General features: G+C 42.9%; 10 protein-coding genes, 4 tRNA genes and 4 rRNA genes. 17 read left to right on the top strand and 1 reads right to left on the bottom strand.

Going from position 1 to position 14,972, the window contains the following annotated elements:
* Window positions 1–22 precede the first annotated feature (22 nt).
* The 16 genes from atpF to mazG all read left to right on the top strand — a co-directional run bounded on the left by atpF (window position 23) and on the right by mazG (window position 13,613).
* On the top strand, window positions 23–493 hold the full coding sequence (gene atpF / locus IHV77_RS06220; protein WP_194811144.1) for a F0F1 ATP synthase subunit B: 471 nt from the start codon (window positions 23–25) through the stop codon (window positions 491–493).
* A gap of 13 nt (window positions 494–506) precedes the next feature.
* Window positions 507–1,052, top strand: a complete 546-nt coding sequence (atpH, locus tag IHV77_RS06215; protein WP_194811143.1) for a F0F1 ATP synthase subunit delta — start codon at window positions 507–509, stop codon at window positions 1,050–1,052.
* A 14-nt stretch (window positions 1,053–1,066) separates the two neighbouring features.
* Window positions 1,067–2,608 (top strand): F0F1 ATP synthase subunit alpha, encoded by a 1,542-nt coding sequence (gene atpA / locus IHV77_RS06210; protein ID WP_194811142.1) that lies wholly within the window; start codon window positions 1,067–1,069, stop codon window positions 2,606–2,608.
* A gap of 17 nt (window positions 2,609–2,625) precedes the next feature.
* On the top strand, window positions 2,626–3,495 hold the full coding sequence (gene atpG, locus IHV77_RS06205) for a F0F1 ATP synthase subunit gamma (RefSeq protein ID WP_194811141.1): 870 nt from the start codon (window positions 2,626–2,628) through the stop codon (window positions 3,493–3,495).
* Between the two features lie 17 nt (window positions 3,496–3,512).
* Window positions 3,513–4,886 carry a F0F1 ATP synthase subunit beta gene (atpD, locus tag IHV77_RS06200; protein WP_194811140.1) on the top strand — a complete coding sequence of 458 codons (1,374 nt, stop codon included), beginning with the start codon at window positions 3,513–3,515 and terminating at the stop codon, window positions 4,884–4,886.
* Window positions 4,887–4,916: 30 nt separating this feature from the next.
* Window positions 4,917–5,345, top strand: coding sequence for a F0F1 ATP synthase subunit epsilon (locus IHV77_RS06195; RefSeq protein WP_194811139.1), 429 nt, complete (start codon window positions 4,917–4,919; stop codon window positions 5,343–5,345).
* A 536-nt stretch (window positions 5,346–5,881) separates the two neighbouring features.
* Window positions 5,882–6,544: a TfoX/Sxy family DNA transformation protein gene (locus IHV77_RS06190; RefSeq protein WP_194811138.1), complete on the top strand. Its 663-nt coding sequence runs from the start codon at window positions 5,882–5,884 to the stop codon at window positions 6,542–6,544.
* 331 nt (window positions 6,545–6,875) lie between these two features.
* Window positions 6,876–8,409: ribosomal RNA gene (locus IHV77_RS06185) — 16S ribosomal RNA — on the top strand.
* Between the two features lie 83 nt (window positions 8,410–8,492).
* Window positions 8,493–8,569: transfer RNA gene (locus IHV77_RS06180), tRNA-Ile, on the top strand.
* 89 nt (window positions 8,570–8,658) lie between these two features.
* Window positions 8,659–8,734 (top strand) — tRNA-Ala (locus IHV77_RS06175).
* A gap of 359 nt (window positions 8,735–9,093) precedes the next feature.
* Window positions 9,094–12,102, top strand: a 23S ribosomal RNA gene (locus IHV77_RS06170).
* A 185-nt stretch (window positions 12,103–12,287) separates the two neighbouring features.
* A 5S ribosomal RNA gene (gene rrf / locus IHV77_RS06165) occupies window positions 12,288–12,403 on the top strand.
* Between the two features lie 53 nt (window positions 12,404–12,456).
* A 5S ribosomal RNA gene (rrf, locus tag IHV77_RS06160) occupies window positions 12,457–12,572 on the top strand.
* The 16S, 23S and 5S rRNA genes sit together here with 4 tRNA genes alongside, the layout of an rRNA operon.
* Window positions 12,573–12,581: 9 nt before the next feature.
* A tRNA-Asp gene (locus tag IHV77_RS06155) sits at window positions 12,582–12,658 on the top strand.
* A 16-nt stretch (window positions 12,659–12,674) separates the two neighbouring features.
* Window positions 12,675–12,750 (top strand) — tRNA-Trp (locus IHV77_RS06150).
* Between the two features lie 74 nt (window positions 12,751–12,824).
* Window positions 12,825–13,613, top strand: a complete 789-nt coding sequence (gene mazG, locus IHV77_RS06145) for a nucleoside triphosphate pyrophosphohydrolase (protein ID WP_194811137.1) — start codon at window positions 12,825–12,827, stop codon at window positions 13,611–13,613.
* A 34-nt stretch (window positions 13,614–13,647) separates the two neighbouring features.
* On the opposite strand, the gene deoC is transcribed toward mazG, so the two are convergent.
* Window positions 13,648–14,319 carry a deoxyribose-phosphate aldolase gene (gene deoC, locus IHV77_RS06140; RefSeq protein WP_194811136.1) on the bottom strand — a complete coding sequence of 224 codons (672 nt, stop codon included), beginning with the start codon at window positions 14,317–14,319 and terminating at the stop codon, window positions 13,648–13,650.
* A gap of 115 nt (window positions 14,320–14,434) precedes the next feature.
* On the opposite strand from deoC, the gene IHV77_RS06135 reads away from it, so the two are divergent.
* A complete protein-coding gene (locus IHV77_RS06135) occupies window positions 14,435–14,938 on the top strand; it encodes a protein disulfide oxidoreductase (protein ID WP_194811135.1) in 504 nt (167 codons plus the stop codon).
* Window positions 14,939–14,972 lie beyond the last annotated feature (34 nt).

Raw genomic sequence — 14,972 nt, 5'->3', positions numbered from 1 at the left:
AAAGCATTTTAAGGAGGACGTTGTGAATTTAAATGCAACATTAATTGGTCAACTTATTTCATTCGCACTGTTCGTTTGGTTCTGTATGAAGTTTGTATGGCCGCCAATTATTAAAGCAATTGAAACACGTCAAAGCCAGATTGCTAATGCCTTAGCATCAGCGGAAGCTGCGAAAAAAGAACAAGCAGATACCAAGATGCTTGCAGAAGAAGAAATTTCAAAAGCAAAAGTTCAAGCTCAAGAAATTTTAGATGCTGCAAACAAGCGACGTAATGAAGTACTTGACGAAGTAAAAGCCGAAGCAGAGGAACTTAAAGCGAAAATCATTGAACAAGGTTATGCGGAAGTTGAAGCGGAACGTAAACGTGTTCAAGAAGAGTTACGCCTTAAAGTCGCTTCTTTGGCGATTGCCGGTGCTGAGAAAATTGTAGGTCGCACTATTGATGAAGCGGCAAACAATGACATTATAGATAAATTAGTTGCAGAACTATAAGAGGCTTTGGCTTATGTCAGAATTAACTACAATAGCTCGCCCTTATGCTAAAGCTGCATTTGATTTTGCGATAGAACAATCTGCGAATGACAAAAGCGCGATAGAAAAATGGGCGGAAATGCTGGGTTTTTTGACCGCACTTGTTGAAAATGCGGAAATGAAGGAATTTTTAACAAGTTCGTTTTCTGCGCAAAAAATTGCAGATACTGTGATTTCAATTTGTGGTGAACAGCTAAATCAATATGGGCAAAATCTTATTCGGTTAATGGCTGAAAATAAGCGTTTGAGTGCAATTCCTATGGTATTCACCGAATTTACCCGATATGTGGAAGAGCATCAAGCTATTGCGGAAGTAAGTGTTATTTCAGCGCAACCATTAAATGCAACTCAAATTGAAAAGATTGCAGCGGCAATGGAAAAAAGATTAGATCGCAAAGTGAAAGTTAATTGCAACGTGGATGATTCGTTAATTGCCGGCGTGATTATTCGTACCGAAGATTTTGTGATTGATGGTAGCAGCCGTGGGCAGCTTTCCCGTCTCGCAAATGAGTTGCAATAAAAGAGGAATAGAAAATGCAACTAAATTCAACTGAAATTAGTGAATTGATTAAAAAACGCATTGCTCAATTTGATGTAGTGAGTGAGGCCCGCAATACGGGAACAATTGTTTCCGTAAGTGATGGCATTATTCGCGTTCATGGCTTGAGTGATGTAATGCAAGGTGAAATGATTGCATTACCGGGAAATCGCTATGCAATGGCACTTAACCTTGAACGCGATTCTGTCGGGGCAGTTGTAATGGGCCCTTACGCAGATTTAGCTGAGGGAATGGAAGTACAATGTACCGGACGTATTCTTGAAGTGCCCGTAGGTCGTGGTTTATTAGGTCGCGTAGTGAATACGCTTGGTCAACCGATTGATGGTAAAGGTGAAATTGAAAATGATGGTTTCTCTCCGGTAGAAGTTATTGCACCGGGCGTTATTGATCGTAAATCTGTTGATCAACCCGTACAAACCGGATATAAGGCTGTGGACTCAATGGTACCGATTGGTCGTGGTCAACGTGAATTAATTATCGGTGACCGTCAAACCGGTAAAACCGCATTAGCGATTGATGCTATCATCAACCAACGTGATTCAGGCATTAAATGTATTTACGTAGCGATTGGTCAAAAAGCATCGACCATTGCAAACGTTGTACGTAAATTAGAAGAACACGGTGCGTTAGCAAATACTATTGTTGTTGCTGCATCCGCATCTGAATCCGCTGCGTTACAATACCTTGCTCCTTATGCAGGTTGTGCTATGGGAGAATATTTCCGTGATCGTGGTGAAGATGCTTTAATCGTTTATGATGATTTATCAAAACAAGCCGTTGCTTATCGTCAAATTTCATTATTATTACGCCGCCCACCGGGTCGTGAAGCTTATCCGGGTGATGTTTTCTACTTGCACTCACGTTTGCTTGAACGGGCTGCCCGCGTAAATGAAGAATATGTAGAAAAATTTACTAAAGGTGAAGTTAAGGGGAAAACCGGTTCTTTAACCGCACTTCCGATCATCGAAACACAAGCCGGTGACGTATCTGCATTTGTACCTACTAATGTAATTTCTATTACCGATGGTCAGATTTTCTTAGAGTCTAATCTTTTTAACTCAGGTATTCGTCCTGCGGTGAACCCAGGGATTTCTGTTTCGCGTGTAGGTGGTGCCGCTCAAACTAAAGTAGTGAAAAAATTAGCCGGTGGTATTCGTACCGCATTGGCACAATATCGTGAATTAGCCGCTTTTGCACAATTTGCATCTGATCTTGATGATGCAACCCGCAAACAGCTAACACACGGTGAAAAAGTAACTGAATTATTGAAACAAAAACAATATGCACCACTTAGCGTGGCAGAACAATCCGTATTGCTTTTTGCGGTTGAATTCGGCTATTTAGAAGATGTGGAATTACAAAAAATTGCAAGTTTTGAAAGCGCTCTTTTAGATTATGCTCACCGCACCCACGGCGATTTTATGGCGGAATTAACCAAAACCGGTAACTACAATGATGATATTAAAGACACATTGAAAACGATTTTGGATAACTTTAAAGCCAATAGTGCGTGGTAATGTAACGGAGAAAAAAGATGGCAGGTGCAAAAGAGATAAAAACCAAAATTGCCAGTGTGCAGAGTACGCAGAAAATTACTAAGGCAATGGAAATGGTGGCTACATCGAAAATGCGTAAAACACAGGATCGTATGGCAGCTTCTCGTCCGTATTCTGAAACAATACGAAATGTTATCAGCCACGTCTCTAAAGCCAGTGTCGGTTATAAACATCCGTTTTTAGTTCAACGAGAGGTGAAAAAAGTTGGGATCTTAGTGGTTTCGACTGATCGTGGAATGTGTGGTGGTTTGAATATCAACTTATTCAAAACCGTAATGACGGAAATCAAACAATGGAAGGATAAAGGAATTACCGTAGAATTGGGCTTAATTGGCTCAAAAGGTATTAATTTTTTCCGTTCATTAGGATTACCGATTCGCGCACAACTTTCAGGTTTGGGTGATAATCCGGCAATGGAAGATTTAATTGGGGTGGCAAACGGAATGTTTGATGCCTATAAAAATGGTGAAGTGGATGCGATTTATATTGCTTACAACAAATTTGTGAATACTATGTCGCAATCACCGATTTATCAACAATTAGTTCCATTACCGGCATTAGAAACCGATAATTTAGAGCAAAGACAAAGTACTTGGGATTACCTTTACGAGCCGGGTCCGAAAGTTTTATTAGACAGCTTACTCACTCGTTACTTGGAATCTCAAGTATATCAATCTGTGGTGGATAACCTTGCTTCCGAGCAGGCTGCCCGTATGGTAGCAATGAAAGCGGCAACTGATAATGCAGGTAATTTAATTAATGACTTGCAATTAGTTTATAACAAAGCCCGTCAAGCAAGTATTACAAATGAATTAAATGAAATCGTAGCCGGTGCGGCAGCGATTTAAGGAATAGAGGAACGGTAATGGCAGCAGGAAAAATTGTACAAATCATCGGTGCGGTGATTGACGTTGAATTCCCACAAGATGCAGTACCAAAGGTTTATGATGCATTAAAAGTTGAATCCGGTTTAACCCTTGAGGTTCAGCAACAATTAGGCGGCGGTATTGTTCGTTGTATCGCATTAGGTACGTCTGATGGTTTAAAACGTGGGTTAAAAGTTGAAAATACAGGTAATCCGATTCAAGTACCGGTAGGGACTAAAACCCTCGGTCGCATTATGAATGTATTGGGTGAGCCGATTGATGAGCGTGGTGAAATTGGTGCGGAAGATAATTGGTCTATCCATCGTGCTGCGCCGAGCTATGAAGAACAATCGAATAGTACGGAATTATTGGAAACCGGTATCAAAGTTATTGACTTAATTTGTCCGTTCGCAAAAGGTGGTAAAGTCGGTCTGTTTGGTGGTGCGGGTGTAGGTAAAACCGTAAATATGATGGAGTTAATCCGTAATATTGCGATTGAACACTCAGGTTATTCCGTATTTGCCGGTGTTGGTGAACGTACCCGTGAAGGTAACGACTTCTATCACGAAATGACAGAATCTAACGTTTTAGATAAAGTATCGCTGGTTTACGGTCAAATGAATGAGCCGCCGGGTAACCGTTTACGTGTGGCATTAACAGGTTTAACGATGGCGGAAAAATTCCGTGATGAAGGTCGTGATGTATTATTCTTTGTGGATAATATTTATCGTTATACCCTTGCCGGTACGGAAGTATCAGCGTTATTGGGACGTATGCCGTCTGCGGTAGGTTATCAACCTACTCTTGCCGAAGAAATGGGTGTGTTGCAAGAACGTATCACTTCAACCAAAACCGGTTCTATTACCTCTGTGCAAGCGGTTTATGTACCGGCGGATGACTTAACCGACCCATCTCCGGCAACGACCTTTGCTCACTTGGATTCAACAGTCGTATTAAGTCGTCAAATTGCATCTTTAGGTATTTACCCGGCCGTTGATCCATTAGACTCTACATCACGTCAATTAGACCCGCTAGTCGTTGGTCAAGAACATTATGATGTAGCGCGTGGCGTACAAGGTATTTTGCAACGTTATAAAGAATTAAAAGATATTATCGCAATTCTTGGTATGGATGAATTATCCGAAGAAGATAAATTAGTGGTGGCTCGTGCGCGTAAAATCGAACGTTTCCTATCACAGCCGTTCTTCGTTGCTGAAGTCTTTACTGGTTCACCGGGTAAATATGTGTCATTAAAAGACACTATTCGTGGTTTCAAAGGTATCTTAGACGGTGAGTACGATCATATTCCTGAACAAGCGTTCTATATGGTTGGTTCAATCGAAGAAGTGCTGGAAAAAGCCAAAAATATGTAATCACTTCAAGTCATTTGAAGGAGAACAGAAATGGCGACATTTAACCTAATAATAGTCAGTGCAGAGCGAAAAATCTTTGAAGGTGAAGTAAAACAACTTCAAGCAACTGGTGTAGAAGGGGAATTGGGGATTTTACCTAACCATATTCCCTTGATGACAGCAATCAAGCCGGGAATTGTAAAATTTATCCTTGAAGATGGCAATGAAGATGTGATCTATGTTTCAGGCGGTTTTTTAGAAGTTCAACCAAAGGTTGTTACCGTACTTGCCGATGTAGCAATTCGTGGTAGTGAACTGGATGCAGATCGTATTCGTGAAGCAAAACGTAAAGCCGAAGAAAATATAGTGTCTCACGCAGTAGATGCAGATCACCGTTTGCTTGTGGCAAAACTCTCCAAAGAGTTAGCAAAACTTCGAGCTTACGAGATGACGGAAAAACTTGTAAAATCAAAAAGATAGTGAAAAGTGCGGTTAATTTTAACCGCACTTTTTGTTTTGAAATTTAAATAAAACCATTGATAGTAGTAAATCCCTTGTACTTGATAAGGTTTATCGTAACATTTCCCATTTGAATGGCTTATTTCTAAGCCGATACTATGAGCTACGATGCTCGCATTAAAGCTGATCTTGTTTTTAAAAAGCTCACGGCTCTTTTCTACTCTACGTTAAGAATTTTGTTTGTATTAATAAGTTTGATTGAATTTTATCCAGATTATGCTTTGTCTACAATGGAGTTTTGATAAGCAATTTTCTTTGATGATGTATAAATTTCTAATAGTATTTGCATAGTTAAATAGGGGGTTGTGTAGCAAAAGGTTATCAAATATAACTTAATTTCATATTATCTGATTGTTTTATGAGATGAAAATTTCATTTTTGCGATCTATTTCACAAAATTAAAAAGAAATAGTTTTACTAGGAAATAATTGATGATATAAGAGAACGTGGCACTTTAGTTTGCCTTGTTCATTAAATTTTATTAGAAGGAGGTATTTATGTCATACTTAAATATTAAAAATGAACACCTTACTGAAACTTGTAATTTAGTTAATGGGTTGATTGGAAATGTTTCATCAAAAAACCTTTTCACCGGTTATGGGCTATTCTATAAACAGGAACTTATGTTCGGTTTATGGCTGAATGGAAAAATTTATCTTCAAGCTAAAGATAAACTGGCTGAGCAATTGATAAGTATGGGATGCATACCATTTACAAAAAATGAGGTGGATGCCAAATTTGTTCTGTCTGATTATTACTGGCTTTCTAATAATATACTCGGTGATAAAATCTTGCTACGTAAGTTGTTAATGATCTCGATTAAACAGATTCAAGATAGGAAAAATGAGCTTGAATTACTAAAGGCGAACCGTTTAAAGGATCTTCCTAACCTTTCTATAAAGCACGAAAGAATGTTAAAGAAGGTAGGCATTCACGATGTTAAAACTTTTCGAGCTGTTGGCGCTGAAAATGCGATTGTTAGGCTAAAAAAGTTAGGTATTCCGGCAACATTACAAACTTATTGGAAATTATCTTGCGCGTTATTAAACATAAATAGTGAGCAGTTAACTAAGGCGCAAAAGGAAATTTTATTAAAAAAATTAAATAAGGCGTTGCATGAAGCCGGGCTTAGAATGTATCGAAAGATTGATGATGAGTAAAATTTAGTCTTTTAAATAAATATTTACAAAAAAGTGTTGCAAAGGATTCTAAAATCTCTATAATGCGCAGCACACAACGACGCACTGTTGTGAAGGATTTAAAATTGCAGTGCGTCGTTTTATTTTCGCCTTATTTTGAGCGTGTTGTTTTGAATTGGCGAATGGCTCTTTAACAATGTATCAGACAATCTGTGTGGGCACTTGTTGATTGACTTGTTTAAAATAATTTTTAATTTTGAAGTCTTAATAGGTGCTTAACTTGAGATTCATTTTTACCTTATTTTTCAAGGTGAATAATTTTTTAGTCAGTATTTATTGAGCGATTGAACTTGAATTGAAGAGTTTGATCATGGCTCAGATTGAACGCTGGCGGCAGGCTTAACACATGCAAGTCGAACGGTAGCGGGAAGGAGCTTGCTTCTTTTCGTGAGAGTGGCGGACGGGTGAGTAATGCTTGGGAATCTGGCTTATGGAGGGGGATAACTACTGGAAACGGTAGCTAATACCGCGTAATGTCTATGGACTAAAGGGGGCGTTTGCTCTTGCCATAAGATGAGCCCAAGTGGGATTAGGTAGTTGGTGGGGTAATGGCCTACCAAGCCTGCGATCTCTAGCTGGTCTGAGAGGATGGCCAGCCACACCGGGACTGAGACACGGCCCGGACTCCTACGGGAGGCAGCAGTGGGGAATATTGCGCAATGGGGGGAACCCTGACGCAGCCATGCCGCGTGAATGAAGAAGGCCTTCGGGTTGTAAAGTTCTTTCGGTGATGAGGAAGGGATTGTGGTTAATACCCACAGTCATTGACGTTAATTACAGAAGAAGCACCGGCTAACTCCGTGCCAGCAGCCGCGGTAATACGGAGGGTGCGAGCGTTAATCGGAATAACTGGGCGTAAAGGGCACGCAGGCGGCTATTTAAGTGAGGTGTGAAATCCCCGGGCTTAACCTGGGAATTGCATTTCATACTGGGTAGCTAGAGTACTTTAGGGAGGGGTAGAATTCCACGTGTAGCGGTGAAATGCGTAGAGATGTGGAGGAATACCGAAGGCGAAGGCAGCCCCTTGGGAATGTACTGACGCTCATGTGCGAAAGCGTGGGGAGCAAACAGGATTAGATACCCTGGTAGTCCACGCTGTAAACGCTGTCGATTTGGGGATTGGGCTTTAAGCTTGGTGCCCGTAGCTAACGTGATAAATCGACCGCCTGGGGAGTACGGCCGCAAGGTTAAAACTCAAATGAATTGACGGGGGCCCGCACAAGCGGTGGAGCATGTGGTTTAATTCGATGCAACGCGAAGAACCTTACCTACTCTTGACATCCTCAGAATCCGATAGAGATATTGGAGTGCCTTTGGGAACTGAGAGACAGGTGCTGCATGGCTGTCGTCAGCTCGTGTTGTGAAATGTTGGGTTAAGTCCCGCAACGAGCGCAACCCTTATCCTTTGTTGCCAGCGACTTGGTCGGGAACTCAAAGGAGACTGCCGGTGATAAACCGGAGGAAGGTGGGGATGACGTCAAGTCATCATGGCCCTTACGAGTAGGGCTACACACGTGCTACAATGGCGTATACAGAGGGAAGCGAGGCAGCGATGCGGAGCGAATCTCACAAAGTACGTCTAAGTCCGGATTGGAGTCTGCAACTCGACTCCATGAAGTCGGAATCGCTAGTAATCGCGAATCAGAATGTCGCGGTGAATACGTTCCCGGGCCTTGTACACACCGCCCGTCACACCATGGGAGTGGGTTGTACCAGAAGTAGATAGCTTAACCGTAAGGGGGGCGTTTACCACGGTATGATTCATGACTGGGGTGAAGTCGTAACAAGGTAACCGTAGGGGAACCTGCGGTTGGATCACCTCCTTACCTATAGCGAGCGATAGCAAGTGTTCACACAGATTGGCTGATGGATTGTAGACAAGAGAGAGCAGAAAAATCGCATTACCCTTGGGTCTGTAGCTCAGGTGGTTAGAGCGCACCCCTGATAAGGGTGAGGTCGGTGGTTCAAGTCCACTCAGACCCACCACTCTGAGAGTGAGTGAAAAGGCGTAATGGAAAGGTTCGTAACAAGGTGTAGTGTTATCTAGACTGTTTTTATGAACAAAATGATGAAAAGGGGATATAGCTCAGCTGGGAGAGCGCCTGCCTTGCACGCAGGAGGTCAGCGGTTCGATCCCGCTTATCTCCACCACTTATCATCGTTAAGTAAATTGTTTTGATAGAAATACGAAGGGAAAGAGAGTTAAGGACAAAGAAAAAATAAGTAGGCAATACTGATTTTTAGCTAAACTTATCTTGTCCTGCCCTATATTTTTTATCTTCTCCTTGAGTTTATTTAACGATGATAACTGAAAAAAGATTATCTCACTGTTCTTTAACAAATTGGAAACAAGCTGAAAAACTGAAGAGACTTCTGTCGGGGCGAAAGCCCTGAGACAAGCAAGTCTGAGTAGTAAAAATCTTGATTGAACAAAAGCAATCAAGTGTTTAGTTAGATTAAGTAACGGCTTAAGTGTTAAACGGAAATTGTAAAAACACTTGAGGTTGTATAGTTAAGTGACTAAGCGTACAAGGTGGATGCCTTGGCAATCAGAGGCGAAGAAGGACGTGCTAATCTGCGAAAAGCTCGGATGAGTCGATAAGAGGCGTATAATCCGAGATATCCGAATGGGGAAACCCAGTAGATGAAGAATCTACTATCTTATTATGAATCCATAGTAATAAGAGGCAAACCGGGAGAACTGAAACATCTAAGTACCCCGAGGAAAAGAAATCAACCGAGATTCCGTAAGTAGCGGCGAGCGAAAGCGGAGGAGCCGTCAGTGATAGCAGTGTATTAAGAAGAATCAACTGGGAAGTTGAACGAAACAGGGTGATAGTCCCGTATTCGAATAGTGCATTGTGGTACTAGGCTGACAACAAGTAGGGCGGGACACGTGATATCCTGTCTGAATATGGGGGGACCATCCTCCAAGGCTAAATACTCCTGATTGACCGATAGTGAACCAGTACTGTGAAGGAAAGGCGAAAAGAACCCCGGCGAGGGGAGTGAAATAGAACCTGAAACCTTGTACGTACAAGCAGTGGGAGCCCCATCACTCAATCGTATTGAGTGGTAGCAATTCCAAAGGAAATAACCGCACTTTAATGGTTAATTTTTGCGAAGCAAAAATTCAACCATCCCCAATAAGCAGTGGGATTGAGTGATGGGGTGACTGCGTACCTTTTGTATAATGGGTCAGCGACTTATATTTTGTAGCGAGGTTAACCGCATAGGGGAGCCGAAGGGAAACCGAGTCTTAACTGGGCGATATAGTTGCAAGGTATAGACCCGAAACCCGGTGATCTAGCCATGGGCAGGTTGAAGGTTGGGTAACACTAACTGGAGGACCGAACCGACTAATGTTGAAAAATTAGCGGATGACTTGTGGCTGGGGGTGAAAGGCCAATCAAACCGGGAGATAGCTGGTTCTCCCCGAAATCTATTTAGGTAGAGCCTTGAGCGGACACCTTCGGGGGTAGAGCACTGTTTCGGCTAGGGGGCCATCCCGGCTTACCAACCCGATGCAAACTGCGAATACCGAAGAGTGATACTCAGGAGACACACGGCGGGTGCTAACGTCCGTCGTGGAGAGGGAAACAACCCAGACCGCCAGCTAAGGTCCCAAAGTTTATATTAAGTGGGAAACGAAGTGGGAAGGCTTAGACAGCTAGGATGTTGGCTTAGAAGCAGCCACCATTTAAAGAAAGCGTAATAGCTCACTAGTCGAGTCGGCCTGCGCGGAAGATGTAACGGGGCTCAAATATAGCACCGAAGCTGCGGCATCAGGATTTATCCTGTTGGGTAGGGGAGCGTTGTGTAAGCGGAAGAAGGTGAATCGAGAGGTTTGCTGGACGTATCACAAGTGCGAATGCTGACATAAGTAACGATAAAACGGGTGAAAAACCCGTTCGCCGGAAGACCAAGGTTTCCTGTCCAACGTTAATCGGGGCAGGGTGAGTCGGCCCCTAAGGCGAGGCTGAAAAGCGTAGTCGATGGGAAACGGGTTAATATTCCCGTACTTGGTAAAGCTGCGATGTGGGGACGGAGCAGGTTAGGCAAGCAAGGTGTTGGAAATCCTTGTTTAAGGTCGTAGGTGGGAAGTTTAGGCAAATCCGGACATCCTTAACACCGAGAGCTGATGACGATTGTCTACGGACAAGAAGTTGCCGATACCACACTTCCAGGAAAAGCCACTAAGCTTCAGGCTTTACTAAACCGTACTGAAAACCGACACAGGTGGTCAGGTAGAGAATACTCAGGCGCTTGAGAGAACTCGGGTGAAGGAACTAGGCAAAATAGCACCGTAACTTCGGGAGAAGGTGCGCCGGCGTAGATTGTAGTGATTTACTCACGAAGGTTGAACCGGTCGAAGTGACCCGCTGGCTGCAACTGTTTATTAAAAACACAGCACTCTGCAAACACGAAAGTGGACGTATAGGGTGTGATGCCTGCCCGGTGCTGGAAGGTTAATTGATGGTGTAATCGCAAGAGAAGCACCTGATCGAAGCCCCAGTAAACGGCGGCCGTAACTATAACGGTCCTAAGGTAGCGAAATTCCTTGTCGGGTAAGTTCCGACCTGCACGAATGGCATAATGATGGCCAGGCTGTCTCCACCCGAGACTCAGTGAAATTGAAATCGCCGTGAAGATGCGGTGTACCCGCGGCTAGACGGAAAGACCCCGTGAACCTTTACTATAGCTTGACACTGAACCTTGAATTTTGATGTGTAGGATAGGTGGGAGACGTTGAAGCGGTAACGCCAGTTATCGTGGAGTCGGCCTTGAAATACCACCCTTTAACGTTTGATGTTCTAACGAAGAATCCGAAACGGGTTCTCGGACAGTGTCTGGTGGGTAGTTTGACTGGGGCGGTCTCCTCCCAAAGCGTAACGGAGGAGCACGAAGGTTTGCTAATGACGGTCGGACATCGTCAGGTTAGTGCAATGGTATAAGCAAGCTTAACTGCGAGACGGACAAGTCGAGCAGGTACGAAAGTAGGTCATAGTGATCCGGTGGTTCTGCATGGAAGGGCCATCGCTCAACGGATAAAAGGTACTCCGGGGATAACAGGCTGATACCGCCCAAGAGTTCATATCGACGGCGGTGTTTGGCACCTCGATGTCGGCTCATCACATCCTGGGGCTGAAGTAGGTCCCAAGGGTATGGCTGTTCGCCATTTAAAGTGGTACGCGAGCTGGGTTTAGAACGTCGTGAGACAGTTCGGTCCCTATCTGCCGTGGGCGTTGGAGAATTGAGAGGGGCTGCTCCTAGTACGAGAGGACCGGAGTGGACGCACCACTGGTGTACGGGTTGTGTCGCCAGACGCATTGCCCGGTAGCTAAGTGCGGAAGAGATAAGTGCTGAAAGCATCTAAGCACGAAACTTGCCTTGAGATGAGTTCTCCCAGTCTTTAAGACTGTAAGGGTTGTTTGAGACTAAGACGTAGATAGGCACCATGTGTAAGTGTTGCGAGACATTGAGCTAAGGTGTACTAATTGCCCGAGAGGCTTAACTATACAACGCTCAAGTGTTTTTGGAGCGGAATAACTAAATAAGAAAGCTTAAGAGCGTTCAGGAAAGATTTTTCAGCTTGTGGACAATTTAATAAGCGGATGAAGTCAAATAAGACGGAAGACGAAGAAAAGGAAATGAAGAACGGATAGGTAGAGAAGAGAGAGAATTAAGGTTATCGAAGAATTATCCCGGCGGCGATAGTGCGGTGGTCCCACCTGACCCCATACCGAACTCAGAAGTGAAATGCCGTAATGCCGATGGTAGTGTGGGGTCTCCCCATGTGAGAGTAGGGCACCGCCGGGTTTTATTTCTTTAGTTCGTTTTTAACTTTAAGTGAATTAAAGAAATAAGAATTTTTTGGCAGATATAGTGCAGCAGACCCACCTGATTCCATACCGAACTCAGAAGTGAAATGTTGTAACGCTGATGGTAGTGTGGGGTTTCCCCATGTGAGAGTAAGACACTGCCAAACATATTTAGCGGAGTGGTAGTTCAGCTGGTTAGAATACCTGCCTGTCACGCAGGGGGTCGCGGGTTCGAGTCCCGTCCATTCCGCCAACCTTTCCATACCAATAGGGGCGTAGTTCAATTGGTAGAGCACCGGTCTCCAAAACCGGGTGTTGGGAGTTCGAGCCTCTCCGCCCCTGCCATCCAGATATAAATCTAAATGTCATTATTCGTAAATAAGTCGTATACTAACCTAAATTTTTTTAGGGGATTTATTATGTCATATTCAATTCATGATTTTATTCAATTAATTGCTCAGCTTCGTAACCCGAGTGGCGGATGTCCTTGGGATCTTAAACAAAATTATGAATCAATGATCCCTTGCCTTACAGAAGAAACCTATGAAGTGATTGAGGCGATCCAAAAAAAGGATATTGCTAATTTACGGGAAGAACTGGGTGATCTTTTGCTTCAAGTCGTCTTTTTTAGTCAGTTGGCTTCAGAAGATAATTATTTTACTTTTGACGATGTGTTGAATGATGTCGCTAAGAAAATTGTTCGCCGTCACCCCCATGTTTTTGGTAATGCAAATGCCGGAAATGAAGAAGAGGCGTTTGCCCGTTGGAATGAAATTAAGTCGCTAGAAAAACGAAATAGTGCTGCGAATACTTCAATTTTAGATGATATTCCGAATGCCTTTCCTTCTTTATTGAAAGCGCAAAAATTACAAAAACGCTGTTCAAAAATTGGTTTTGATTGGAATGAAGTCGAACCGGTTTTTGCTAAGGTTGAAGAAGAACTACAAGAGGTGAAAGAAGAATTTGACAAGGTTCAACGAGATTATTGTAGAATTCAAGAAGAAATTGGTGATTTACTTTTTGCGGTTGTGAACTTATCACGCCATCTGAAATGTAATGCGGAAGATAGTTTACGCAAAGCGAACTTCAAATTTGAGCAGCGTTTCCGAAAGGTCGAGCAAAAAGCAAAAGAAAAGGGTTGCAAACTCAGTGAACTTTCACTTATTGAAATGGATATATTATGGGATGAAGTGAAAAAAGAAGAATAAATGGCAGAGTTTATTCTCTACCATTTATTGTTGATTAATAATCACTTTTCATTTCGGGAGAATGCCCAATAATCGCAATACCTGCACTTGCCCCGATTCGGGTTGCGCCTGCTTTAATCATTGCCAATGCCGTTTCTGTATCACGAACACCGCCGGAGGCTTTCACGCCGATATTGCCCACCGTTTGTTTCATTAATACAACATCTTCAACTGTTGCCCCACCTTTGTTAAAGCCTGTTGAGGTTTTAACAAAAGCGACACCGATCGCTTTACAGATTTCACAAGCTTTTACGATCTCCTCTTTTGTCAGCAGACAGGTTTCTAAAATCACTTTTAAGGGAATCCCTGCGCAGCTTTCAAAGACAGAAAGAATGTCTTGTTTCACGGCATCCCATTTCCCCGATTTAATCCAACCGATGTTAATCACCATATCAATTTCCGTTGCACCGGCTTTGATCGCTTCTTTCGTTTCAAATACTTTTACAGAAGTGAGATTTGCCCCAAGTGGAAACCCGACTACCGTACAAATTTTAACATTTGTACCGCTTAGTCTTTCTTTTGCGAGGGGGATATAGCCGGAGTTGATACAAACGGAATAGAATCCATATTGAATGGCTTCGTTACAGAGTGTAATTATATCTTGTTCTGTTTTTTCGGCGGTGAGCGCAGTATGATCAATATATTGCGCGAGCGCTTTACTCTCCATGTTTTCTCCTTATATTTTTGTGAAAGTCGGCGATATGATACCAAAATCTGTCGATTTTTGACCGCACTTTTCCAATCAATTACAATTCGTCTGAATTTTATTTGGGTGAGATGTGATGAAACTAAAAAAATGGATAAAAAACGGATTTTCACTTGTGCTTACATTGATTGTAATGAGTGTGGCGATTGACTTTATTCGTCGCCCCACAATACCTGAAAATGTGAATACAAGCTTGTTGCGCGATCTTCAAGGACGCACTTTTTCTCTTTCTGAGCTTGCCCAACGTCAACCTACCGTGATTTATTTTTGGGGAACTTGGTGTGGTTACTGTCGCTACACTTCGCCTGCGATTAATGCTTTGGCGAAGGAAGGGTACCCGGTCGTATCAATTGCATTAAGGTCGGGTAATGAAACACAGGTTGCGGATTATCTAAGAGAATATCAATATGATTTTACAATGGTGAATGATCCGCAAGGTGTGATGGCGCGTCAATGGGAAGTAAATGTTACCCCAACAATCATTATTCTTAATAAAGGAAAAATGGATTTGGCGACAACCGGCTGGACAAGCTATTGGGGTTTAAAAGTGCGGTTGTTTTTGACTCGGTTTTTTGATTAAAGAGAGTTTTTACCTTATTTGGAAAATCTATTAC

This window comes from Rodentibacter haemolyticus (assembly GCF_015356115.1).
Classification (GTDB): domain Bacteria; phylum Pseudomonadota; class Gammaproteobacteria; order Enterobacterales; family Pasteurellaceae; genus Rodentibacter; species Rodentibacter haemolyticus.
This window is presented reverse-complemented; position numbering and strand designations above follow the sequence as displayed.

Excerpts from the sequence above, each read along its gene's own strand:
- atpH (WP_194811143.1), top strand. The coding sequence starts at position 507 with ATGTCAGAATTAACTACAATAGCTCGCCCTTATGCTAAAGCTGCATTT.
- atpG (WP_194811141.1), top strand. The coding sequence starts at position 2,626 with ATGGCAGGTGCAAAAGAGATAAAAACCAAAATTGCCAGTGTGCAGAGT.
- atpD (WP_194811140.1), top strand. The coding sequence starts at position 3,513 with ATGGCAGCAGGAAAAATTGTACAAATCATCGGTGCGGTGATTGACGTT.
- deoC (WP_194811136.1), bottom strand. The coding sequence starts at position 14,319 with ATGGAGAGTAAAGCGCTCGCGCAATATATTGATCATACTGCGCTCACC.
- IHV77_RS06195 (WP_194811139.1), top strand. The coding sequence starts at position 4,917 with ATGGCGACATTTAACCTAATAATAGTCAGTGCAGAGCGAAAAATCTTT.
- mazG (WP_194811137.1), top strand. The coding sequence starts at position 12,825 with ATGTCATATTCAATTCATGATTTTATTCAATTAATTGCTCAGCTTCGT.
- atpA (WP_194811142.1), top strand. The coding sequence starts at position 1,067 with ATGCAACTAAATTCAACTGAAATTAGTGAATTGATTAAAAAACGCATT.
- IHV77_RS06135 (WP_194811135.1), top strand. The coding sequence starts at position 14,435 with ATGAAACTAAAAAAATGGATAAAAAACGGATTTTCACTTGTGCTTACA.
- IHV77_RS06190 (WP_194811138.1), top strand. The coding sequence starts at position 5,882 with ATGTCATACTTAAATATTAAAAATGAACACCTTACTGAAACTTGTAAT.